The sequence below is a fragment of the Halomonas ramblicola genome (assembly GCF_030409215.1).
Lineage (GTDB): Bacteria > Pseudomonadota > Gammaproteobacteria > Pseudomonadales > Halomonadaceae > Halomonas > Halomonas ramblicola.
The window spans coordinates 273698-295563 of sequence record NZ_JAUFPL010000032.1 but is presented as its reverse complement, the minus strand read 5'-3'; the positions used below and the strand labels follow the sequence as shown (position 1 = coordinate 295563).

15 protein-coding genes and 1 pseudogene are annotated in these 21866 nt (G+C 66.6%); 10 read left to right on the top strand and 6 right to left on the bottom strand.

What is annotated here, in order from left to right:
- Positions 1-22: 22 nt before the first annotated feature.
- Genes QWY80_RS15410 through QWY80_RS15400 form a run of 3 tightly spaced genes read left to right on the top strand, consistent with a single transcriptional unit; the run spans position 23 to position 3554 of the window.
- Entirely contained in the window at positions 23-1114 is a 1092-nt protein-coding gene (locus tag QWY80_RS15410; protein WP_290233307.1) for a glycosyltransferase family 9 protein, read from the top strand.
- On the top strand, positions 1111-1875 hold the full coding sequence (locus QWY80_RS15405) for a glycosyltransferase family 2 protein (protein ID WP_290233306.1): 765 nt from the start codon (positions 1111-1113) through the stop codon (positions 1873-1875). The genes QWY80_RS15410 and QWY80_RS15405 overlap by 4 nt, the downstream gene beginning before the upstream one ends.
- The gene (locus QWY80_RS15400) at positions 1872-3554 is read left to right on the top strand and encodes a sulfatase-like hydrolase/transferase (protein ID WP_290233302.1); all 1683 of its coding nucleotides are present in this window, start codon (positions 1872-1874) and stop codon (positions 3552-3554) included. Before QWY80_RS15405 ends, QWY80_RS15400 begins: the two co-directional genes overlap by 4 nt.
- A gap of 9 nt (positions 3555-3563) precedes the next feature.
- On the opposite strand, the gene waaF is transcribed toward QWY80_RS15400, so the two are convergent.
- Positions 3564-4619 carry a lipopolysaccharide heptosyltransferase II gene (waaF, locus tag QWY80_RS15395; protein WP_290233299.1) on the bottom strand — a complete coding sequence of 352 codons (1056 nt, stop codon included), beginning with the start codon at positions 4617-4619 and terminating at the stop codon, positions 3564-3566.
- Positions 4612-5568 carry an ADP-glyceromanno-heptose 6-epimerase gene (rfaD, locus tag QWY80_RS15390; RefSeq protein WP_290233297.1) on the bottom strand — a complete coding sequence of 319 codons (957 nt, stop codon included), beginning with the start codon at positions 5566-5568 and terminating at the stop codon, positions 4612-4614. Before rfaD ends, waaF begins: the two co-directional genes overlap by 8 nt.
- Before the next feature lie 97 nt (positions 5569-5665).
- Between rfaD and glyQ the strand changes: the two genes are divergently transcribed.
- From glyQ to gmhB, 3 genes are all read left to right on the top strand, one after another.
- On the top strand, positions 5666-6610 hold the full coding sequence (gene glyQ, locus QWY80_RS15385; RefSeq protein ID WP_290233295.1) for a glycine--tRNA ligase subunit alpha: 945 nt from the start codon (positions 5666-5668) through the stop codon (positions 6608-6610).
- A 2-nt stretch (positions 6611-6612) separates the two neighbouring features.
- Positions 6613-8679 carry a glycine--tRNA ligase subunit beta gene (glyS, locus tag QWY80_RS15380; protein WP_290233292.1) on the top strand — a complete coding sequence of 689 codons (2067 nt, stop codon included), beginning with the start codon at positions 6613-6615 and terminating at the stop codon, positions 8677-8679.
- A gap of 1704 nt (positions 8680-10383) precedes the next feature.
- Entirely contained in the window at positions 10384-10950 is a 567-nt protein-coding gene (gene gmhB / locus QWY80_RS15375; protein ID WP_290233289.1) for a D-glycero-beta-D-manno-heptose 1,7-bisphosphate 7-phosphatase, read from the top strand.
- A 208-nt stretch (positions 10951-11158) separates the two neighbouring features.
- Here the strand turns inward: gmhB and gyrB are convergent, their stop codons facing one another.
- The 4 genes from gyrB to dnaA all read right to left on the bottom strand — a co-directional run bounded on the left by gyrB (position 11159) and on the right by dnaA (position 17435).
- Positions 11159-13579 carry a DNA topoisomerase (ATP-hydrolyzing) subunit B gene (gyrB, locus tag QWY80_RS15370; protein WP_290234180.1) on the bottom strand — a complete coding sequence of 807 codons (2421 nt, stop codon included), beginning with the start codon at positions 13577-13579 and terminating at the stop codon, positions 11159-11161.
- 11 nt (positions 13580-13590) lie between these two features.
- A complete protein-coding gene (gene recF / locus QWY80_RS15365) occupies positions 13591-14706 on the bottom strand; it encodes a DNA replication/repair protein RecF (protein ID WP_290233286.1) in 1116 nt (371 codons plus the stop codon).
- A 44-nt stretch (positions 14707-14750) separates the two neighbouring features.
- Positions 14751-15854, bottom strand: a complete 1104-nt coding sequence (gene dnaN, locus QWY80_RS15360) for a DNA polymerase III subunit beta (protein WP_290233283.1) — start codon at positions 15852-15854, stop codon at positions 14751-14753.
- Positions 15855-15965: 111 nt separating this feature from the next.
- A complete protein-coding gene (gene dnaA / locus QWY80_RS15355; protein ID WP_290233281.1) occupies positions 15966-17435 on the bottom strand; it encodes a chromosomal replication initiator protein DnaA in 1470 nt (489 codons plus the stop codon).
- A gap of 521 nt (positions 17436-17956) precedes the next feature.
- Here dnaA and rpmH point away from each other — a divergent pair.
- The 4 genes and pseudogenes from rpmH (at position 17957) to mnmE (ending at position 21864) form a co-directional block, all read left to right on the top strand.
- Positions 17957-18091, top strand: coding sequence for a 50S ribosomal protein L34 (gene rpmH, locus QWY80_RS15350; RefSeq protein WP_290233279.1), 135 nt, complete (start codon positions 17957-17959; stop codon positions 18089-18091).
- A gap of 13 nt (positions 18092-18104) precedes the next feature.
- A pseudogene (gene rnpA / locus QWY80_RS15345) lies at positions 18105-18476 on the top strand (ribonuclease P protein component); the annotation flags it as partial.
- A 231-nt stretch (positions 18477-18707) separates the two neighbouring features.
- The gene (gene yidC, locus QWY80_RS15340) at positions 18708-20396 is read left to right on the top strand and encodes a membrane protein insertase YidC (RefSeq protein WP_290233277.1); all 1689 of its coding nucleotides are present in this window, start codon (positions 18708-18710) and stop codon (positions 20394-20396) included.
- A 100-nt stretch (positions 20397-20496) separates the two neighbouring features.
- Entirely contained in the window at positions 20497-21864 is a 1368-nt protein-coding gene (gene mnmE / locus QWY80_RS15335; RefSeq protein WP_290233274.1) for a tRNA uridine-5-carboxymethylaminomethyl(34) synthesis GTPase MnmE, read from the top strand.
- Positions 21865-21866 lie beyond the last annotated feature (2 nt).

Genomic DNA, 21866 nt, shown 5'->3' with positions numbered 1-21866 from the left:
GTAACGGGGCTCGGGAGCCCGGATGACGTTCGATTCCACGGCCTCGAGCACGGCGCCGCGCCTGCTGGTGGTCCGCAACGACAAGCTCGGCGACTTCATGCTCGCCTGGCCGGCCCTGGCGCGGCTCAAGGCGGCGACCCCTGTGCCACGCATCAGCGTGCTGGTGCCGGCCTATACGGCCCCCATGGCGCACCTCTGCCCCTGGATCGACGAGGTGTTGATCGACCCGGGGGAGGGTGCCGACCGTGAAGCCCACCAAGCGCTGCTGGCCACCGTGCGCGAACGGCGCTTCGATGCCCTGCTGACGCTGTTCTCCACGCCACGCATCGGCTGGCTCGGCTGGCGGGCCGGCATTCCGCTGCGCCTGGCCCCGGCCACCAAGTGGGCGCAGCTATTCTACAACCGTCGGGTCACCCAGCGCAGGTCTCGCTCGCGACGCCCCGAGTACCGCTACAACCAGGAGCTGGCCGAGGCCTTGCTGGACGCCTTGGGCCTGACACCGAACGGCTCTCCGGCGCCGCCATACTGGCCGCTCGCCGAGGCGGAGCGACGGACCCAGCGCCGTCGAATCGCCACCGAGCTGGACCTCGACCCGGCCACCCCCTGGTGTTTCCTGCACGGCGGCAGCGGCGGCTCGGCAGTCAACCTGTCGCCCGAGCGCTACGCCGAGCTGGCCCGGGCCATCGACCGTCGCCTGGAGGACGAGCAGCGCCCGACCTGGATCCTCACCGCCGGTCCCGGCGAAGAGGCTACTGCCGAGGCGATCCGCGCTTCCCTCGCCGCGGCCGGCGTCCCGGTCCACCGGCTGCCGCCACGCGATGGCCTGGACGACTTCGCCCTGTCGCTGGCGGCGGCCGACCTCTTCGTCGCCGGCTCCACCGGGCCACTGCATATCGCCGGCTGCCTGGACATCGCCACCGCGGGCTTCTATCCGGCGCGACGCTCCGCCACGCCGCTGCGCTGGCAGACCTGCAACCGTCAGGAGCGCCGCCTGGCCTTCCGCCCACCGTCCGATGCCGGCCAGCAGGACATGTCGCGCATCGACCTCGAGGACGCCGCCGACGCGATCGGCGACCTGCTGCTGTCGTTCACCCATCTAGGCACCCCGTCATGAAGCCCATCACCGGTATCGTCATCACCCTCAACGAGCAGGAAGGCATCGCCGACTGCATCGACTCCCTGAAGGCGGTTTGCGCCGAGGTGATCGTGGTCGATTCACTCAGTCAGGACGACACCGTCGAGATCGCGATCCGCCAGGGGGCACGGGTCCTTCACCAGGAATACCTGGGGGACGGGCCACAGAAGGCCTTCGGCGTCCCCTATGCCAGCCATGACTGGATCCTGTCGCTGGATGCCGACGAACGGCTGGACGAGGATGCCATCCGGGAGATCGGCAAGCTTCCCCTGGATGACGCCTCGATCGCCTACCGCTTCAACCGGCGTAATTTCTGCGGCAACCACTGGATCAGGGCGGCGGGCTTCTACCCGGACAGGGTCGTGCGCTTATATAACCGCACCACTTCGGGCTATCTTCCCAAGAAGGCCCACTCATCGGTCCAGGCGCCCAGGACGGTGGATACCGGCGCCCACATCCGCCACTTCACCTACGACAACCTGTCGCACTGGATGCAGCGCATCGACCAGTTGTCGACGCGGGACGCCTGGGCCATGAAGGAACGCGGCATCGCGCCATCCCCCTACCGGCCGGCGATACACGCCCTCAGCGCCACCTTGCGCAAATTGCTCCTCAAGGGGGGACTCTTCCAGGGCAGCGATGGCCTCACCGTTGCCATGACCACCGCCTTCCATGCCTACATGAAGTACGCCAAGCTCAACGAACTCCACGAAGACGAGCGGCCAAGCGAGCGCCCATGATTCGCCACCTGCTCCCCCTGCTGCGCCAACCCCGCTGGTGGGCCCTGCTCGTGATGGGGCTCTGCCTGGGGCATGCCGTCACCACGGTGGCCCTGCTGTCCGACTGGGGCATCGTACCCATCGCCGCCGCCTGGCTGGGGCTCGGCTGGCTGCTGCGCTGGGGTGCCCCCGCCGACCACCCCCCACCGCCGGGCCGGGTCTGGCCCTGGTCGCTGATTCCGCTCATTCTCTGGGGAGTCTACGTCTATCTGGCGGAGAGCTTCGGCATCGTCGAACTCGGGGCGATCTTCTTTCACCTCCAGGCCGGCATGCAGGGACATGGCGGCATCAGCCGCAGCCTGGCGGCCATCGCCTACACCCTGTCCATGCTGGCCTTCCTCGTCGCCTTCATCTGGCTGGTGCGTCACGACCACCGCTGGCGCCGCTTCGAATGGCTGCTGGCGGTCGTCCTGCTGGCCAGCAACCCGCTGTTCTACGGCGTCGGCCAGCGCGGCGCCGCCATCGTCACCGATGACGGCGCCTGGCTCGACCGCCGCTACGTGGAACCGACCATCCGCCGGGCCCCCGAGCGCCCTCCCAACCTGCTGCTGCTCTATCTGGAGAGCATCGAGCGGACCTACGCGGACCGCGAGCGCTTCGGCGATGCCTACGCCTTCCTCGACGCCATCGGGCGACGCGGCCATGTCTTCGAGGGCGTGCGTCAACTCGAGAACACCGGCTGGACCATGGCGGGGATGATCGCCAGCCAGTGCGGCGCCCCGCTGATGCCCGCCGGCCTGCTGCACGACACCCAGTTCGAGCCGCTGGGCCGCGTGGTGCCCGGCGTCGAATGCCTGGGCGACCTGCTCGCCGACCAGGGCTACCGACTCACCTTCATGGGCGGGGCCAGCACCGACTTCGCCGGCAAGGGCATCTTCTACGAGGACCACGGCTTCCAGGCCGTGCTGGGCCGCGACGACCTGGAGCCACGCCTGGAGGATCCCGACTACGTCAACAACTGGGGCCTGTTCGACGACTCGCTCTACGACATGACGGTGGAGAGGATCCGCCGCCTCGAGGCCGCGGGCGACGCCCCCTGGGGCCTGGTGAGCCTGAGCCTGGCCGGCCACGCCCCCAACGGCTACCCGGCGCGCGCCTGCGAGGAGCGCCAGGGCGAGTTCGACGGCGAGGACATCCTCTACGCGGTGGAGTGTTCGGCCTGGCTCACCCACAATCTCCTCGAGCGTCTCGAAGCCGAGGGGCTGCTGGCGAACACCCTGGTAGTGATCGCCAGCGATCACCTGTCGATGAAGGTATCGGCCTGGGAGGATCTGGTCGCCGGGGAGCGTGCCAACACCTTCATGCTGCTGGGTCCCGGCATCGAGGCCGGACGACGCACTCGCCGCGAAGCGTCTACCATCGACCTCTTCCCCACCATTCTGGAGGCCATGGGCTTCACCATCGGTGGCCACCGTGCCGGCCTCGGCGTCTCACTGCTCTCCGACGAGCGAACCCTGGTGGAGCGCCACGGCACCGCCGACATCGCCGCGCGCATGCACGAGGAGACGGCCCTGCAGCAGCGCCTCTGGGAGGGCCTGGTGCCGGAGAGCCGGCGCAAGGAACTGGAGCCCTCGCCCCCCGAGCAGGTCGTGGAAACGCCCGAGGACGAGGCCGATGAACTCGAGCCGGGCATGCAATGAACGTCGCCGTCAGCCCTTGGCGATGAGCGGCCGGGAGGCGAGAACCGCCGCCAATATCCGCTGGGGCGTCAGCTCGTTGAGGCAATTGGTATGGCCCAGCGGGCAGGTGCGCTGGAAGCAGGGGGAGCAGTCGAGGGCGAGATAGTGGATCTCGGCCTCGTCGGTCAGCGGCGGGGTATAGGCGGGCGAGGAGGAGCCGTAGATGCCATGCACCCGGGTGCCCACTGCCGCCGCCACGTGCATCAGCCCCGAGTCGTTGGTGACCACCTGCTCGCAGTCCGCCAGCAGGTCCACGGCGTCGGCCAGCCGGGTCCTGCCGCAGAGGTTGTGGACGTGATCCAGTCCCGCGGCGATCGTCTCGCCGGCCTCGACGTCCTTGGGGCCGCCCAGCACCCGCACCTCGTACCCCTCGACTTCCAGGGCGCGGGCCAGGGCGCGGAAGTACGCCAGGGGCCACTGCTTGGCGGGGCCGTACTCGGCGCCGGGCATCATGCCGATGGCCGGCCGCCCGGAAAGGTCGAGGGCGTCACGCAGCACCGCCTGATTGGCGGCATCCACCGAGAGCCGTGGATGCGGTATGGCGAAGTCACCGTCGGCGGCCTCCTCGGCGGCCAGCCCCAAGGCCACGAAGCGCTTCACCGTCTGGTCGAGCCGCGTCTTGTCGAGACGGCGGCGGTCATTGAGAAGCCAGAGACGCTGCTCGCCGGTGAAGCCAGTACGCCGCGGGATGCGCGCCAGGAAGGGCACCAGGGCCGACTTCCAGGAGCGCGGCAGCACGATGGCACGATCGAAGCGGCCGTGCAGCCCGCCGGCCAGCGCCCGCCGCGGGGTCCAGCCGAACTCGCCATGTCCCACGTCCAGGGGCACCACCTCGTCGACCTCGGCCATGCGCTCGAGGATCGGCTGCGACCAGGCCGGCGCCACCACGGCGATACGACAGCCGGGGTGACGCGCCTTGAGGGTCATCAGCAGGCTCTGGGCCATGACCATGTCGCCGACCCAGGAGGGGCCGACCACCAGGATCCGCTCGCCGCCATCCGCCGGCGCGGGCGCCGGTTCAGCCATTCAGCCGCTCCAGGTAGTCGCGTACCCCCTCGGCCACGGTGCGGAACTCGCGGTCGTAGCCCGCCGCGCGAAGCCGCGAGATATCGGCGCGGGTGTAGCTCTGGTAGCGCCCCTTGAGCTCTTCGGGAAATTCGATGTACTCGATGGCACCGCGGCCGTAGTAGTCGATCACCGCCTCGCCGATCGCCTTGAAGGGCTCGGCACGCCCGGTGCCCAGGTTGAAGATGCCGGAGCGCTCGGGGTGGTCCAGGAACCAGAGGTTGACGTCCACCACGTCGCCCACGTAGACGAAGTCGCGGCTCTGCATGCCCGCCTCATAGCCGTCCCAGGCGCCGAATAGCTTGAGATCCGCCCCGGCGCTGATCTGGGTGTGGTGGTGGTAGGCGACGCTGGCCATCTTGCCCTTGTGCTGCTCGCGGGGGCCGTAGACGTTGAAGTAGCGAAAGCCCACCACCTGGCTCCGGAATTCGCTCCAGCGAGCGCGCACGTACTGGTCGAAGAGCAGCTTGGAGTAGCCGTAGACGTTGAGCGGCTTCTCGTGCTGCGGCGCCTCCACGAACACCTCGCTGCCACCATAGGTGGCCGCCGAGGAGGCATAGAGGAAGGGAATTCCCCTGCGCTGGCAGAAGTGCAGCAACACCTTGGAGTACTCGAAGTTGTTGTCGAGCATGAAGCGACCATCCCACTCGGTGGTGTCGGAGCAGGCTCCTTCATGGAAGATCGCCTCGATCTCGGGAAGCCCCGAGACCTCGCCGCGCAGCTCGGCCTCGACACGACGACGGAAGTCGTCCTTGTCCAGGTAGTCGCCGAGGGCACAGTCGGCCAGGTTGACGAACTTGGTGCCATCGCGCAGGTCGTCGACCACCATTACGTCCCGGTGGCCGCTGTCGTTGAGTGCCTTGACCAGATTGGAGCCGATGAAGCCGGCCCCGCCCGTCACTACGATCATGGAAGAATCCTCTGTCTCTGGGCGTGCGCCTATAACCGATCTGCCTGTGATTGTATACTTGACGGCCTGTGAATTCATGGCCAACGGTGCTTCCGCAATGACTGAGTCGACGCCACACGTGGCAACCTTCCAGGGGCTGATCCTGGCCCTGCAGCAGTACTGGGCCGAACAGGGCTGCGTGATCCTGCAGCCCCTGGACATGGAGGTCGGCGCCGGTACCTTTCACCCGGCCACCTTCCTGCGCTCCATCGGCCCCGAGACCTGGAACGCTGCCTACGTGCAGCCCTCCCGCCGCCCCACCGATGGTCGCTACGGCGAGAACCCCAACCGCCTGCAGCACTACTACCAGTTCCAGGTGGTGATGAAGCCCTCCCCCGCCGAGCTCCAGGAACTCTACCTCGGCTCATTGAAGTGTCTTGGCCTCGATCCCCTGGTGCACGACATCCGCTTCGTCGAGGACAACTGGGAATCCCCCACCCTGGGCGCCTGGGGCCTCGGCTGGGAGGTGTGGCTCAACGGCATGGAGGTGACCCAGTTCACCTACTTCCAGCAGGCCGGTGGCCTGGAGTGCTATCCCGTGACCGGCGAGCTCACCTACGGCCTGGAACGCATCGCCATGTACCTGCAGGACGTGGACAGCGTCTACGACCTGGTGTGGACCGTTGCCCCGGACGGCTCGAAGGTCACCTACGGCGACGTCTACCTGCAGAACGAGCGCGAGCAGTCCGCCTACAACTTCGAGTACGCCGACGTCGACTTCCTGTTCGGCGCCTTCGACCAGCAGGAGCGCGACTGCACCCGGCTGCTCGAGGCCGGCCTGCCACTGCCCGCCTACGAGCAGGTGCTCAAGGCCTCGCATACCTTCAACCTGCTCGACGCCCGCCACGCCATCTCGGTTACCGAGCGCCAGCGCTACATCCTGCGCGTGCGCACCATGGCCCGAGACGTGGCTCACGCCTACTACGAGTCCCGCAAGGCCGCCGGCTTCCCGCTGGCCCCCGAGGCCCTGCGCCGCGAACTGCTTGACGAGGGAGACGCTTGAGCATGGCTGCCAACACCCTACTGGTTGAACTGGGCGTCGAGGAACTGCCACCGGGCGCCATCGACACCCTCTCCGACGCCCTGGCCGACGGCATCCGCCGCGGCCTCGCCGAGGCCGACGTGGCCCACGGCGAGGTTAGCGCCTACGCCACGCCACGCCGCCTGGCGGTACGCATCGAAGGCCTGGCCGACAAGCAGCCCGACCGCGAGGTGGAGCGCCGTGGCCCGGCGCTGGCCGCGGCCTTCAAGGATGGCCGGCCCACCAAGGCCGCCGAGGGCTTCGCCCGCTCCTGCGGCGTCGGCGTGGACGAGCTGATCCATCTGGAGACCGACAAGGGTACCTGGCTGGGCTACCGCGAGCAGCAGCGGGGCGAGTCGACCACCGCCCTGCTGCCGGCGATCGTCGAGAAAGCCATCGCCGCGCTGCCGGTGCCCAAGAACATGCGCTGGGGCGCCTCCCGGGTGGAGTTCTCCCGCCCCGCCCACTGGTTGGTGATGCTCTACGGCAGCGAGGTCGTCGAGGCGCAGGCACTGGGCCTGAAGGCCGGCCGCACCACGCGCGGCCATCGCTTCCACGCCCCCGAGACCATCGAACTCAGCCATGCCGACGACTATCTCGCCGCCCTCGAGAACGCCTGGGTGCTGGCGGATCGTGACGCCCGTCGTGAGCGCATCCGCGAGCAGGTGCTGGCCGAGGCCGAGGTCCAGGAGGCCACCGCGGTGATCGACGAGGACCTGCTGGTCGAAGTGAGCGGCCTGGTGGAGTGGCCGGTGGCCCTCACCGGCAGCTTCGACGAACGCTTCCTCGAGGTGCCCGCCGAGTGCCTGATCTCCTCCATGAAGGCCAACCAGAAATACTTCCACCTGCTGGACGATGCCGGCCATCTCAAGCCGCTGTTCATCACCATCTCCAACATCGACAGCGCCGACCCGCAACGGGTGATCGAGGGCAACGAGAAGGTGATCCGCCCGCGCCTGGCCGACGCCGCCTTCTTCTACGACACCGATCGCAAGCGCCCCCTCGCCTCGCGCATCGACGAACTCTCCGGCGTGGTGTTCCAGCAGCGGCTGGGCACCCTGGCCGACAAGGCTCACCGCAGTGCCGCCGTGGCCGCCTTCATCGCCGGGCGCATCGATGGCGACGTGGGCCAGGCACGACGTGCCGCCGAGCTCGCCAAGTGTGACCTGGTCACCGAGATGGTGCTGGAGTTCCCCGAACTGCAGGGCATCATGGGCCGCTACTATGCCCGGCACGACGGCGAGCCTGCCGAGGTGGCCCAGGCTCTGGAGGAGCAGTACCTGCCCCGCTTCGCCAGCGACGCCATCCCCCAGAGCCGCACCGGCCTGGCCCTGGCGCTGGCCGATCGCCTCGACACCCTGACCGGCATCTTCGGCATCGGTGCCCGCCCCACCGGCACCAAGGACCCCTTCGCCCTGCGTCGCGCCGCCATCGGCGTGCTCAACATCCTGATCAAGGGCGAGCTGGACCTGGACCTGCGCGAACTGCTCGAGCTGGCCAGCGCCCAGCACCAGGAACTGCCCTACGCCGAGGGGCTGGTGGACGAGGTCCTCGGCTACATGCTCGACCGCTTCCGTGCCTGGGGGCAGGAGGAAGGCATCGACACCGAGGTTTACCTGGCGGTACGCGCGCGCCCGGTCACCAAGCCACTGGACTTCGCCCGCCGCCTGCGCGCCGTCCAGGCCTTCGCCGGCCGCGAGGAGGCCATCGCCCTGGCAGCCGCCAACAAGCGCGTCTCCAACATCCTGGCCAAGCAGGACGACGCGCTGGGAAGCGGGATCGACTCCGGTCTGCTCCAGGAAGCCGCCGAGAAGGCCCTGCATGACGCCGTAAGCACCCAGCGAGACCGCGTCATGCCGCTGTTCGCCGAGAATCGCTATCCGGAGGCCCTGGACGCCCTGGCCGGCCTGCGCGAACCCGTGGACACCTTCTTCGACGAGGTGATGGTCATGGCCGAGGACGAGGCGGTCCGCCGCAATCGCCTGGCCCTGCTGGCCGACCTCCGCGCGCTCTTCCTCGAGGTGGCGGATATCGCCCAGCTCCAGCAGTAAGCTCGGCTCGGGTAGCGTCCGCGGTCGGAGAGGCCGGCAGCACAGGCTGCCGGCCTTTTTCATGCCGGGAGGACGGCCCTCCGTCGAGACGCCGGATGTTTCATGTGGAACAACGCCCGACGCTACATCCGCTGTTGACCGGTATCGGGCACACCGGCCTCCCTTTTCGCCAGCGGCAATGCCCGCGATGTTCCACGTGAAACGCCCCCTCTCCCCTCTGGACTGCCCCTGAACTCGTAGATGCCTTGCCGGCAAACCTGGCAGGAAGGTGCAGGGCTATCGCAGTTGCCCAAAGCGAGAGGCGCCGGGGACAGGTCGAAGAGGAGGTCCTACGCCAGGGGTGAGGAGCATTGCTCCGAACGGGCTGGCCATGGATGGCCAGCACCGGTCCTGCAAGCGAAGCGGGACGCGAGAGCGAAGCAGGGCGTCGGTAGCGTCCAGGGAGGGGTTCACAGCGGCCCCCTCGCAGACCTGTCGACGGAACAGCCTCGAGCGGTACCGTCATCTGCCATAGCCCTACAGGAAGGTGCTATGCGCTTGAAAGGCACGACGCCAGTACTCCGAGTTCAAACACCATGTCGTCCGCCACCCTTCTCCGGCGCCCCCCACATCCTGTCAAACGAGGCGGAGGAGGTTCGGGCTGAACCGGGCGATGTTGAGTCGATGGCGGCGAGAGGTCGTGACCACTGACGACCGCCGGCCCACAGGGGGGCCGAAAGCGCTCCCCCATAAGGGCCTGAGTGAGCTGGAGGTGGAAATCTTAGGAAAGCCAACGAGTACTTCGCCAAGACACCGAAGTTAAATTTGTGTTCGGTGGCCTAGATGCTCGACGTGCTCGGTCGACCCTATGGATGACTCGACCGCCCATCGTCGCCTCGGGCGACGGAGCACGGACTTCTGTTGCGCTCCCTGCTGTCCGAGACGGAGCGACAGTCGGGGGTGCCCGGCTATCGGCGGGCAGCTGTCAATCTGAGCGTTGCCTGCACCCGGGAATCGCGTGCAGCGCCTGCTCTGCCGCACGCGGGCTTCGTTCGATGCGGGCTCTGGTCCCGGCTAACGTTGCCCTAAGCGGGGCTACCTGCGCCATCCACACCGGTTGGACCGGGAGTTCGACGTGGCCGAGCCCAATCGGGTCTGGGTCTCCGGTACCATCCAAGCGCTGTCAGGAGGTGTGGTGGTACCTGGCTATCCTCATGGGCCTGTATTCTCGACGGCTCGTGGGCCCTCCACGACGCGACTGCCGTATCGTGCAACGGGCGCCGAACACGATCTGGGAGGCGCGGCAGACTTCAGGCAAAGGCATGCGCTTTCACTCCGACCGGGGCGCTCAGTAGCGTAACGAAAGCGGGAATGCGGTGGCTGTGACAGGGCGAGAGAGCCACTGAGCATGTCCTGCCGTGGCAATTGCCGGGACAACGCCGTGCAGAGAGTTTCTGTGCCTAACGGAAGGAGGAATGGCTCCGGCCACCGGGGCGGCAGAGCCGAGACGAGCTGCAAGCTGAGGCGCAGTACTACATCGAAGAGTATTACGATAAGGTGCGGCTCCATGGCGCCGTGTATAGACTGCCGCCCGAAGCGTTTGAAGCCGCTGCCCAACGAAGGTGTCTACTTCTTCAGGGCGCCACCTCACGCTTGGCGCTTGGCAAGCGATGTTCCACATGAAACACTCCCTGGCAATGAACCGAGCAGCAGGAGCGCCCCCACATGCCTTCACCCGACCGCCTGGTGATCCTCGACCGCGACGGTGTCATCAACCGGGATTCCGACGCCTATGTGAAGTCCCTTGAGGAGTGGCTCCCCTACCCTTCCGCCCTCCAGGCCATCGCCCGGCTAACACAAGCTGGCTGGACGGTGGCGGTGGCCACCAACCAGTCGGGCATCGCCCGCGGCTACTATGACGAGGCCAGCCTGGCAGAGATGCACGCCGAGCTGCGGCGTCTGGTCGCCGAGGCGGGGGGCGAAATCGCCCATATCGCCCACTGCCCCCACGGCCCGGACGACGACTGCGACTGCCGCAAGCCGCTTCCCGGACTTCTCGTGGAGATCCGCGATGCACTGGGAATGACCAGCCTCGAAGGAAGCTGGATGGTGGGTGACAGCCAGCGTGACCTCCAGGCCGGCGAGCCCATGGGCTGTCGACCGGTGCTGGTACGCACCGGCAAGGGAGAACGCACCCTCGCCAAGCACCCCGAGCTGGCAGCGCCCGACCGCCGGACGCATCTCTTCGATGACCTGGCCGCCTTCGTGGACTGGTTGCTCGCTACGCAGTAGCTCGAAGCTCGAAGCCAGTAGCCAGTAGCCAGTAGCCAGTAGCCAGTAGCCAGTAGCCAGTAGCCAGTATGATCACTATCTGTTGCGGTCGGCGGGGAACATTCTTTTCCCCCGAAAAGCGAAACCCCGCGGGTCTCACCTTCGCGGGGTTTCACTTTTTCTAGGCGCTCAGTAGTGTTTCACATGAAACACGTCACGGCGGCATTGATCATACGTCCAGATTGGCAACCAGGGCATTCTGTTCGATGAAGTCGCGCCGTGGCTCCACCTCGTCGCCCATCAGGGTGTTGAACATCATGTCCGCGGCCACGGCATCCTCGATGGAGACCCGCAGCATGCGGCGGGTCTCGGGGTTCATGGTGGTCTCCCAGAGCTGTTCCGGATTCATCTCGCCCAACCCCTTGTAGCGCTGGATCGACAGGCCGCGCTGGGCCTCGGCCATCAGCCACTCCAGGGCGTCGTAGAAGCTGGCCACCGGCCGCTGGCGTTCACCACGAGCCACGAAGGCGCCCTCCTCCAGGAGGCCGTCGAGCGTCTCGCCGAGTCCGGCGATGGCGCGGTAATCGGCGCTTGTGAAGAAGTCCATGCCCCAGACGTAGTCGGTGGTCACGCCGTGAGCGGCGAGGGTCACCGCCGGCAGGAAGAGGTTGCGTTCGGTGTCCTCCTCGAGACGGAAGGTATAGCGCGGCCCTCCCTCGTAGGCGACCAGGGCATCCATCTCCGCCTGCAGATAGTCGATCCATTTCTGCATGGTCACCCGATCACGCAGGCTCTCTTCGCCGTGCAAGTGAGCGGCATGCACGATCTTGCGCAACACCTCGTTGGGATAGACGCGCGACAGCCGGTCGATGCGCCGCATGACGTCGCGATACTCGTTGACCAGCGCCTCCAGCTGGGAACCGCTGATGGCCGGGGCATCGGCATTGACGTAGAGGCGCGCCCCATCCAGGGCACTGCTGGTCAGGTAATCGGTCATCGCCTGCTCGTCCTTGAGGTAGAGCTCCTGCTTGCCGCGCTTGACCTTGTAGAGCGGCGGCTGGGCGATGAAGACGTGACCGCGTTCGATCAGCTGCGACATCTGGCGGAAGAAGAAGGTCAGCAGCAGGGTGCGGATGTGAGAGCCGTCGACGTCGGCGTCGGTCATGATGATGATGGAGTGATAGCGCAGCTTGTCGGGGTTGAACTCCTCCCGGCCGATGCCGCATCCCAGGGCGGTGATCAGGGTGCCCACCTCCGCCGAGGAGAGCATCTTGTCGAAGCGTGCCTTCTCCACGTTGAGGATCTTGCCCTTGAGCGGCAGGATCGCCTGGGTGCGGCGATCACGCCCCTGCTTGGCACTGCCGCCCGCCGAGTCGCCCTCCACCAGGAACAGCTCGGAAAGGCTGGGATCCTTCTCCTGACAGTCGGCCAGCTTGCCCGGCAGGCCGGCGATGTCCAGGGCGCCCTTGCGCCGCGTCATATCGCGGGCCTTGCGTGCCGCCTCGCGGGCCCGGGCGGCCTCCAGCATCTTGTTGACGATCGACTTGGCCTCGTTGGGCTTCTCGATCAGGTAGTCCGAGAACAGGCGGCCCACCTCCTGCTCCACCGCCGTCTTCACCTCCGAGGAAACCAGCTTGTCCTTGGTCTGGGAGGAGAACTTGGGATCCGGCACCTTGACCGAGATGATCGCGGTCAACCCCTCCCGGGCGTCATCACCGGAGGTATTCACCTTGGCCTTCTTCAACAGGCCTTCGGACTCGATATAGCCGTTCAGGGAGCGCGTCAGCGCCGCCCGGAAGCCCGCCAGGTGGGCTCCGCCATCGCGCTGGGGGATGTTGTTGGTGTAGCAGAAGATATTCTCCGAGAAGGAGTCGCTCCACTGCATCGCCACCTCGACACCGACGCCATCCTCACGCTCGATGTTGAAGTGGAACACCGGATTGAGCACCGTCTTGTTGGTGTTCAGGTGATCGACGAAGGCCATGAGGCCCCCCTCGTAATGGAACAGTTCCTCCTTGCCGCTGCGCTCGTCGATCAGGCGAATGGCGACGCCGGAGTTGAGGAAGGAGAGCTCGCGCAGGCGCTTGGCCAGGATGTCGTAGTGGAACTCGATGTTGGCGAAGGTCTTCGGCGAGGGCCGGAAGTGCACACGAGTGCCGGACTGCTCGGTCTTGCCGACCACCGACAGGGGGGCGTCGGCTACCCCGTGGTGGTAGACCTGTTCATACACATCGCCGGCCCGCCAGATGGTCAGCTTGAGCTCCTCGGAAAGGGCATTGACCACCGAGACGCCGACACCGTGCAGGCCGCCGGAGACCTTGTAGGAGTTGTCGTCGAACTTGCCGCCGGCGTGCAGCACGGTCATGATCACCTCGGCCGCCGACACGCCCTCCCCCTCGTGGATATCGGTAGGGATGCCGCGACCGTTGTCGCTGACCGTGATCGACTCGTCGGGATGGATGATGACGCGGATCTCGCTGCAGTAACCGGCAAGCGCCTCGTCGATGGAGTTGTCCACCAGCTCGAACACCATGTGGTGCAGGCCCGTGCCGTCATCGGTATCACCGATGTACATGCCGGGACGCTTGCGTACGGCATCCAGCCCCTTGAGTACCTTGATGCTCGATGAGTCGTAGGCCTGTTCGCTCATTGACTGCTCCGTCATGAAGTCTGTCGTTCCAGTGGCACCAGCTCGCCGTCTCCCGATCTCGCACGTTTCACGTGAAACATGGAGACCGGCGTATCGGCCTGCCACAGATCTGCCAGGGGATCGTGATCGATACTGGTGATGAACACCTGGCAGTGCATGTTTTCCAGCCAGCGGCAGAACAGCCGCCGATGGGCGCTGTCAAGCTCGGCCGGGAGGTCGTCGATCAGGTAAATGCAGCGTCGTCCCGTGCTGGCCTCCAGCAGGCGGCCCTGGGCCAGCTTGAGGGCGCTGACGACCAGCTTCTGCTGACCGCGGGACAACACCTCGACGGCCGGCCGGCGTCCCATTCGAATCGCCAGGTCCGCCCGCTGGGGTCCCTGTTGGGTGAACCCCATCTGCCGATCCACATCCCTCCCCTGGCGCAGCAACTCGCCCAGCGCGCGACGCCGGTCCCAGCCACGGGAGTAGCGAAGCCGAAGTCCCTCCAGCGGCAGCAATCCGGCCAGCGTCTCCTCGAACACCGGGAGGAAGGCCTCGACCCAGGCGCTGCGCAAGGCATCGATGCGCTCGCCCCAGTGCGCCAGCTCGAGCTCCCAGGCCGACAGGGAAATGTCATCCATTCTACCATGCCTGAGTAGCGCATTCCGATGTTTCAGGGCGCGTCGAGCGCGTTGCCAGGCCTCGAGGAAATCGTGTTTCACGTGAAACACGCCCCAGTCGAGGAACTCGCGACGCCCGGCAGGAGGACCTTCCAGCAAGCGGAAGGCATCGGGATTGATGAGCTGGAGGGGAAGATTCTCGACCAGCCGGGACAGGCGACCGACACGCTCGCCGGCCAGGCGAATCTCGAGCTCCGACTCGCTGCGCAAGCGCCTGACGCCAAAGGGAATCGGGGGATCGCCGACCAGCCGGCCATGCAGAACCAGGCCATCCGCCTCATGGGCGATGGCATGGCGCATGTTGCGGGTGCGAAAGGAGCGCCCCATGCCGAGGATATGGATCCCCTCGAGCAGGCTGGTCTTGCCGCTACCATTCTCGCCGACGAGCAGGTTTACCCGGGAACATGGTTTAAAATCAACGGGTTGAAGATTTCTTAACCCATTGAAGACGAGGCGATCGAGAGGCATGACAGGCAAGGGGCGGGCGGCCCGCTGAAGGCCGCCGGCCGCTATCAGAGACGCATGGGCATGACGACGTAGAGGGCATCGCCACCACCCGGCTCCTCCATCAGCGCACTGCTGTTGGGATCGGCCAGGGTCATCTGGACGCGGTCCTCGTCCAGGGCGTTGAGCACGTCGACCAGGTAACCGACGTTGAAGCCGATCTCCAGGGCGGGGCCGCTGTACTCGATGGCGATGTTCTCCTCGGCCTCCTCCTGCTCGGGGTTGTTGGCCATGACCCGCAGGTTACCCTCCTCGAGGTGGAGGCGAACACCGCGATACTTCTCGTTGGAGAGGATGGCGGTACGCGAGAGCACCTGGCGAAGTTCGGCTCGATCGGCGATGAACACCTTGTCGCCGCCCTTCGGCACGACCCGATCGTAGTCGGGGAACTTGCCGTCCACCAGCTTGGAGGTGAAGGTGAAGTCCCCGGTATGGGCGCGGATATGACTGGCCCCCAGGGTCAGGCTCACCGGGTCGTCGCCATCGTCGAGAAGGCGCACCAGCTCCAGGATGCCCTTGCGTGGCACGATCAGCTTCTGGGCCGGCTCGACCGGCACCTCTGCCGGCCGGGAACAGACGGCCAGGCGGTGGCCATCGGTGGCCACTGCACGCACCAGGTTGGACCGCATCTCCAGCAGCATGCCGTTGAGGTAGTAGCGGACGTCCTGCTGGGCCATGGCGAAGGAGGTGGCATCGATCAACTGCTTGAGCACCCCGCGCGGCAGGCTCAGCTCGGTGCTGCCCTGGCTGTCCTCGATGCTCGGGAACTCCGCGACCGGCAGGGTCGAGAGCGTGAAACGCGAGCGCCCGCTGCGCAGCACCGCCCTGCCCTCCTCCAGGGAGAGCTGGATCTCCGCCTGGTCGGGCAGGGACTTGCAGATGTCCATCAGCTTGCGCGCCGGCATGGTGGCGGCCCCGGGGGCCTCCACCTGGCTGGCCACGGTGCGTCCGATCAGTTCCACTTCCAGGTCGGTGCCGGTCAGCGCCACCTCGTCCTGGTCGACCTGGATCAGCACGTTGGAGAGCACCGGCAGGGTCTGGCGTCGCTCCACCACGCCGGCCACCAGCGTCAGCGGTCGCAGCAGCGCTTCACGGGAGATGGAAAATTTCATGTCGGCTCCACGTCTTGTCCTGAAGGGTTGCAGCCGGCGCGGCACGGGCCGAACGGCATGGCGGTCATTAAACCACAAGCTGACGATGGGTCAGAGGGTGGGCGAAGCCGATCAGCTCGTCAGCAGCCGCAGCAGGTTCTTGTAATCCTCGCGGATATCGGCGTTCTCCTCCTGCAATGCCTGCACCTTGCGGCAGGCATGCAGCACCGTGGTGTGATCCCGACCACCGAAGGCGTCGCCGATCTCCGGCAGGCTGTGGTTGGTCAGTTCCTTGGCCAGCGCCATGGCCACCTGGCGGGGCCGGGCCACCGAGCGGGAACGCCGCTTGGAGAGCAGGTCGGCGAGCTTGATCTTGTAGTACTCGGCCACGGTGCGCTGGATGTTGTCCACGCCCACCTGCTTGTCCTGCAGCGCCAGCAGGTCCTTGAGCGACTCGCGGATGAAATCCTGGGTGATCGGCTTGCCCATGAAGTGGGAGTCGGCGATCACCTTCTTCAGCGCCCCTTCCAGCTCGCGAACATTGGAGCGGATCTTCTGGGCGATGAAGAAGGCGGCATCGTGGGGCAAGTCCACCTTCGCCTGATCGGCCTTCTTCATCAGGATCGCCACCCGGGTCTCCAGTTCCGGCGGTTCGATGGCCACCGTCAGCCCCCAGCCGAAACGCGACTTGAGGCGCTCCTCCACACCGCTGATCTCCTTGGGGTAGCGATCCGAAGTGAGGATCATCTGCTGGCCGCCCTCGAGCAGGGCGTTGAAGGTGTGGAAAAACTCCTCCTGGGAGCGCTCCTTGCCGGCGAAGAACTGGATATCGTCGATCAGCAGTGCATCGACGCTGCGATAGAAGCGCTTGAAGTCGTTGATGGCATTGAGCTGGAGTGCCTTGACCATGTCGGCCACGAAGCGCTCCGAGTGCAGGTAGACCACCCGAGCATTCTCGCGGCGCCCGGCCAGGGCGTTGCCCACAGCATGCATCAGGTGGGTCTTGCCGAGGCCCACGCCGCCATACAGGAACAGCGGGTTGTAGGCACCGCCGGGATTCTCGGATACCTGCCGCGAGGCCGCCCGGGCCAACTGGTTGGACTTGCCCTCGACGAAGGTCTCGAAGGTGAAGTTGGGATTGAGGCCGCTGTTGTGCTTGAGGCTGCCCTCGACCTGGACCTGACGCTCTCCGGCGGGACGACGGGGGGCCGCGACTTCCTCACCCGACGACTCGATCTCCCCCTCGTCGGCGACGTCGCCGCGCGGTGGGGCATGGACCGCCGGCGCCATCGGCCGGCGATGCCCGGCGGAGACCGGGTGGCCCAGCTCGCGGGGCTGAGGCGTGGGGGCGGCACGGCGGCTGCCGACCGAGAGCACCACCTTGGGTGGCCTGGCCGGCGACAGCTCGCGCATCAGCTCGCCGATGCGCTTGGCGTACTTGTCACTGACCCAGTCCCGGACGAAGCGATTGGGTGCCAGCAGGCACAGTTCGCCGGCATCCCCCTCCTCCGCCTGGAGTGGACGGATCCAGGTATTGAACTGCTGCGAGCTCAGCTCGTCCTGCAGGGTATCCAGACACTGTTGCCAGAGAGCCAGCGACACGCGACCTCACCATCTGTTCGTGGAACGACCGGGCATTGTATCGCCCCGCAGGATGGTTATCCACACCCCGGGCGCGCCACCTGCAGGCTGTGGAAAAAATAGCGAAAGCCGGGGGATGGTCAGGGGACACCGAGCCGCATGGTTCGCTCCTGTGGATGGGTCGGGTAGCCATCCACCGCCCATGCAGCCTTTATCCCGCCTCGACACAAGGCTTGTCCACAGTATTAACATGTGCAGTTGTGATTGATATGGAAGACTTATTGTGAATTTTCCACAGAAAGCATCCCCACCATTAATCACAACGGGTTCAAGAAGAACATTATTCTGTTGTTATATCGTCACGCCTGTGGCCGTCCCTGGTGAATCCCGCCGCCTCGTTCCGGCGCAAGGAAAAATTGCACCGGGCCCGCGAAATCACTACAATTTCCGGTCTTGAACCGAATACGCCCGGCTTCCCTGTGGAGCCCGGGCGCCGAGAAATCGTCGATTTGTCCTGAAAAACCACGTGGGAATAACGAGTTATGAAACGCACCTTCCAGCCCAGCGTTCTCAAGCGCAAGCGCACGCACGGCTTCCGTGCCCGTATGGCCACCAAGAGCGGTCGTGCCATCCTGGCGCGTCGTCGCGCCAAGGGACGCAAGCGCCTGAGCGCCTGATCACGGACCCTGCGTGTCCCGACAGGCGTTCCCCCGCCGTCTGCGCCTGCTGACGGCCGGGGATTACCGACAGGTCTTCGAGACCGCCGTCTTCAAGGTCCATGGCAAGGGGCTGCTGGCACTGGCGGTACCCAACCGGCTCGGGCATCCGCGCCTCGGCCTGGTCGTCAGCAAGAAGAGCCTGCGCCGTGCCGTCGATCGCAATCGTCTCAAGCGACTCGTTCGGGAATCGGTGCGGCTGCGCCAGGAGCAGCTTCCGGACGTCGATATCGTGGTCCTCGCCCGACGCGGCGTAGGGGAACTGGACAACGCCGTCCTGCATCGCCAGCTGCACGGCATGTGGAAGCGCCTGGCGCGCGAGGCGCGCAAGCGAGACGGCCAGCCCATCGCCACGCCGGGGACCGCCGACGCGCCCGACGCCAAGGACCGCCGGCCAGCCAGGAGCCCGCGACACCATGTCCGCACCTCTCCTCAAGGCGATGCTTGACGCCGCCGGGGCCGACGTCGAAAGTCCGTGTCCGGAACACAGCCTGCCGTCGGCAGGCTTTTGTCTATCTCGGGCGGATGATTCCCCTTCCACCCTTGGCATGTTCACCACCCATCGGGCAGAACCCTCATGGACGTAAAACGACTCCTATTGCTGATCCCACTGGCGGTGCTCGCCTACCTGATCGTCGTGCAGTGGAATCAGGACTATGGCCAGACGACCCCGCAAGCGGAGGCTCCCTCCATCACCAGCAGTTCGGACGGGGCAACGCAGCCCTCCGCCGACGACGACGATGGCCTCTCGGTACCCACGGCCGGTGCCCAGGGCGACGACATGGCGGAGACCATGCCCGGCGACGGCGAGGCCTCGGACAGCCGTGACCTGATCGCGGTGATCACGGATGTCCTCGACCTGCGCATCGACCCGCAGGGCGGCGACGTCGTCTACGCCGCCCTGCCCCAACACAAGCTCACCCAGGACTCGGAGCGCCCCTATGTGCTGCTCTCCGATGGCGAAGGGCGCAGCTACGTGGCCCGCTCCGGCCTCCAGCTGGACGGCCACTCCGGGCGTATCGCCTATTCCCCCGAGCAGACCGAATACCGCCTGGCCGAGGACGACGAGCGGCTGGAGGTGGACCTGCATGCCGAGGTCAACGGCGTCGAGGTCATCAAGCGGTTCGCCTTCGAGCGCGGCAGCTACGCCGTGGACGTCGAGTACTACCTCGCCAATGGCACCGAGGAGCCGGTGACGGCGCGCTTCATCGGCCAGCTGGCCCGGGACGACAGCCCGGATCCCTCCAGTGGTCCGGCGCTGGGCATGAGCTCCTACCTGGGGGCGGCCTACTCCACTCCCGAGGATCGCTACCAGAAGGTCGACTTCGACACCATCCAGGGCGGCAACTTCGAGAACCGCGAGGCCGAGGGCGGCTGGGTGGCCATCATCCAGCACTACTTCGTCAGCGCCTGGGCCCCGCCCCAGAACCAGCAGAACCTCTATTACGCCTCCACCGACTCCCGCGATCGCAACGTGGCCGCCTTCGCCGGGCCCATGGCCAACGTCGCCGCCGAGGGGGAGGCACGCCTGGGCGCGACCCTCTACATGGGCCCCAAGGTGCAGGACTACCTGGAGGCCGTGGCCCCCGACCTGAAGCTCACCGTGGACTTCGGCTGGCTGTGGTTCATCGCCAACCCGCTGTTCTGGCTGCTGGACAAGATTCAGGACGTGATCGGCAACTGGGGCTGGTCCATCGTGCTGCTGACCCTCCTGGTCAAGCTGGCCCTGTGGCCGCTTTCCGCCAAGGCCTACAAGTCGATGGCCCGCATGCGCAAGCTGGGCCCGGAGATGCAGCGCCTCAAGGAGCAGTACGGCGATGATCGCCAGAAGATGTCCCAGGAGATGATGAAGTTCTACCAGAAGGAGAAGATCAATCCCCTGGGCGGCTGCCTGCCGATCCTGGTGCAGATGCCGGTCTTCATCGCGCTCTACTGGATGCTGCTGGAGTCCGTGGAACTGCGCCATGCGCCCTTCATGTTCTGGATCCAGGACCTGTCGGTGAAGGATCCCTTCTTCATCCTGCCGATCCTGATGGGGGCCTCCATGTTCGTGCAGCAGTTGCTGAACCCGACGCCGCCGGACCCCATGCAGGCCAAGATCATGCGCATGCTGCCGGTGGTCTTCACCTTCTTCTTCCTGTGGTTCCCCGCGGGCCTGGTGATCTACTGGGTGGTGAACAACATCATCTCCATCGCCCAGCAGTACGTGATCACCCGACAGATCGAGAAGGATCCCAGCATCGGCAAGGGCATGAAGACCAAGTAGGCGCAACCCGTGCCTTCCCCCGGACCCCCGCCCCGTGCGGGGGTCTGGCGTTTGTGGGAGGCGCGACGGACAATATCCCCGTCATCGCCAGGAGGACCCCATGGCCCTGCTCCACGACCAGGACACCATCGCCGCGCTGGCCACCCCGCCGGGTCGCGGCGGGGTCGGCATCATCCGCGTCTCGGGGCCGCTGTGCGCGACGATCGCCGAGGCCATGGTCGGGCACTGCCCGGCCCCACGATACGCCCACTACGGCCCCTTCCGCGGCGAATCCACGGTGCTCGACGAGGGCCTCGCCCTGTTCTTCCCCGGCCCCCACTCCTTCACCGGCGAAGACGTGCTGGAGCTGCAGGGCCACGGCGGCCCGATGATCATGGACCTGCTGCTGGAGCGCTGCGTCCAGTTGGGCGCGCGGCCGGCCCGACCCGGCGAGTTCTCCGAGCGTGCCTTCCTCAACGACAAGCTCGACCTGGCCCAGGCCGAGGCCATCGCCGACCTGATCGATGCCAGCTCGCGGAGCGCCGCCGAGAACGCCCTGCGCTCGCTGCAGGGCGATTTCTCGCGGCGTGTCGAGGCCCTGGTCCAGCGGCTGATCGAGCTGCGCATGTACGTGGAGGCGGCCATCGACTTCCCCGAGGAAGAGATCGACTTCCTCGGCGACGGCAGGGTCGCCGAGATGCTGGCCGCCGTGACCCGTGAGCTCGAGGCGGTGCGCCGCGCCGCCGGACAGGGCGCGCTGATGCGCGAGGGCATGAGCGTGGTGATCGCCGGACGGCCCAATGCCGGCAAGTCGAGCCTGCTCAATGCCCTCACCGAGCAGGAGACCGCCATCGTCACCGACATCGCCGGGACCACCCGGGACGTGTTGCGCGAGCACGTACACATCGACGGCATGCCCCTGCACGTCATCGACACCGCCGGCCTGCGTGACACCCCTGACGCCGTGGAGAAGATCGGCGTGGCGCGCGCCTGGGCGGAAATCGAGAAGGCCGACCGGGTGCTGCTGATGGTGGACGCCGCCGCCACCGACGCCATCGACCCCATGGCGATCTGGCCCGAGTTCGTCGCCCGCCTCCCGGACGCCGCGCGTTTGACCCTGGTGCGCAACAAGATCGACACCAGCCACGAGCCCCCCGGGCTCGATGCCGCCACGACCCCGCCCATCGTGCGGCTCTCCGCCAGGACCGGCGAGGGGGTGGATGACCTGAAGGGGCATCTCAAGGCGGTGATGGGCTACACCACCCACACCGAGGGGCGCTTCTCGGCGCGCCGCCGCCACCTGGTCGCCCTGGACCGGGCGCAGCGGGCCCTGGCCAACGGCGAGGCCCAGCTGTCCGGCTTCGGCGCCGGCGAGCTGCTGGCCGAGGACCTGCGCGACGCCCAGCAGGCGCTGGGCGAGATCACCGGCGAGTTCAGCGCCGATGACCTGCTGGGCGAGATCTTCGGCAGCTTCTGCATCGGGAAGTGATA

Excerpts from the sequence above, each read along its gene's own strand:
- QWY80_RS15410 (WP_290233307.1), top strand. The coding sequence starts at position 23 with ATGACGTTCGATTCCACGGCCTCGAGCACGGCGCCGCGCCTGCTGGTG.
- QWY80_RS15405 (WP_290233306.1), top strand. The coding sequence starts at position 1,111 with ATGAAGCCCATCACCGGTATCGTCATCACCCTCAACGAGCAGGAAGGC.
- QWY80_RS15400 (WP_290233302.1), top strand. The coding sequence starts at position 1,872 with ATGATTCGCCACCTGCTCCCCCTGCTGCGCCAACCCCGCTGGTGGGCC.
- waaF (WP_290233299.1), bottom strand. The coding sequence starts at position 4,619 with ATGGCTGAACCGGCGCCCGCGCCGGCGGATGGCGGCGAGCGGATCCTG.
- rfaD (WP_290233297.1), bottom strand. The coding sequence starts at position 5,568 with ATGATCGTAGTGACGGGCGGGGCCGGCTTCATCGGCTCCAATCTGGTC.
- glyQ (WP_290233295.1), top strand. The coding sequence starts at position 5,666 with ATGACTGAGTCGACGCCACACGTGGCAACCTTCCAGGGGCTGATCCTG.
- glyS (WP_290233292.1), top strand. The coding sequence starts at position 6,613 with ATGGCTGCCAACACCCTACTGGTTGAACTGGGCGTCGAGGAACTGCCA.
- gmhB (WP_290233289.1), top strand. The coding sequence starts at position 10,384 with ATGCCTTCACCCGACCGCCTGGTGATCCTCGACCGCGACGGTGTCATC.
- gyrB (WP_290234180.1), bottom strand. The coding sequence starts at position 13,579 with ATGAGCGAACAGGCCTACGACTCATCGAGCATCAAGGTACTCAAGGGG.
- recF (WP_290233286.1), bottom strand. The coding sequence starts at position 14,706 with ATGCCTCTCGATCGCCTCGTCTTCAATGGGTTAAGAAATCTTCAACCC.
- dnaN (WP_290233283.1), bottom strand. The coding sequence starts at position 15,854 with ATGAAATTTTCCATCTCCCGTGAAGCGCTGCTGCGACCGCTGACGCTG.
- rpmH (WP_290233279.1), top strand. The coding sequence starts at position 17,957 with ATGAAACGCACCTTCCAGCCCAGCGTTCTCAAGCGCAAGCGCACGCAC.
- yidC (WP_290233277.1), top strand. The coding sequence starts at position 18,708 with ATGGACGTAAAACGACTCCTATTGCTGATCCCACTGGCGGTGCTCGCC.
- mnmE (WP_290233274.1), top strand. The coding sequence starts at position 20,497 with ATGGCCCTGCTCCACGACCAGGACACCATCGCCGCGCTGGCCACCCCG.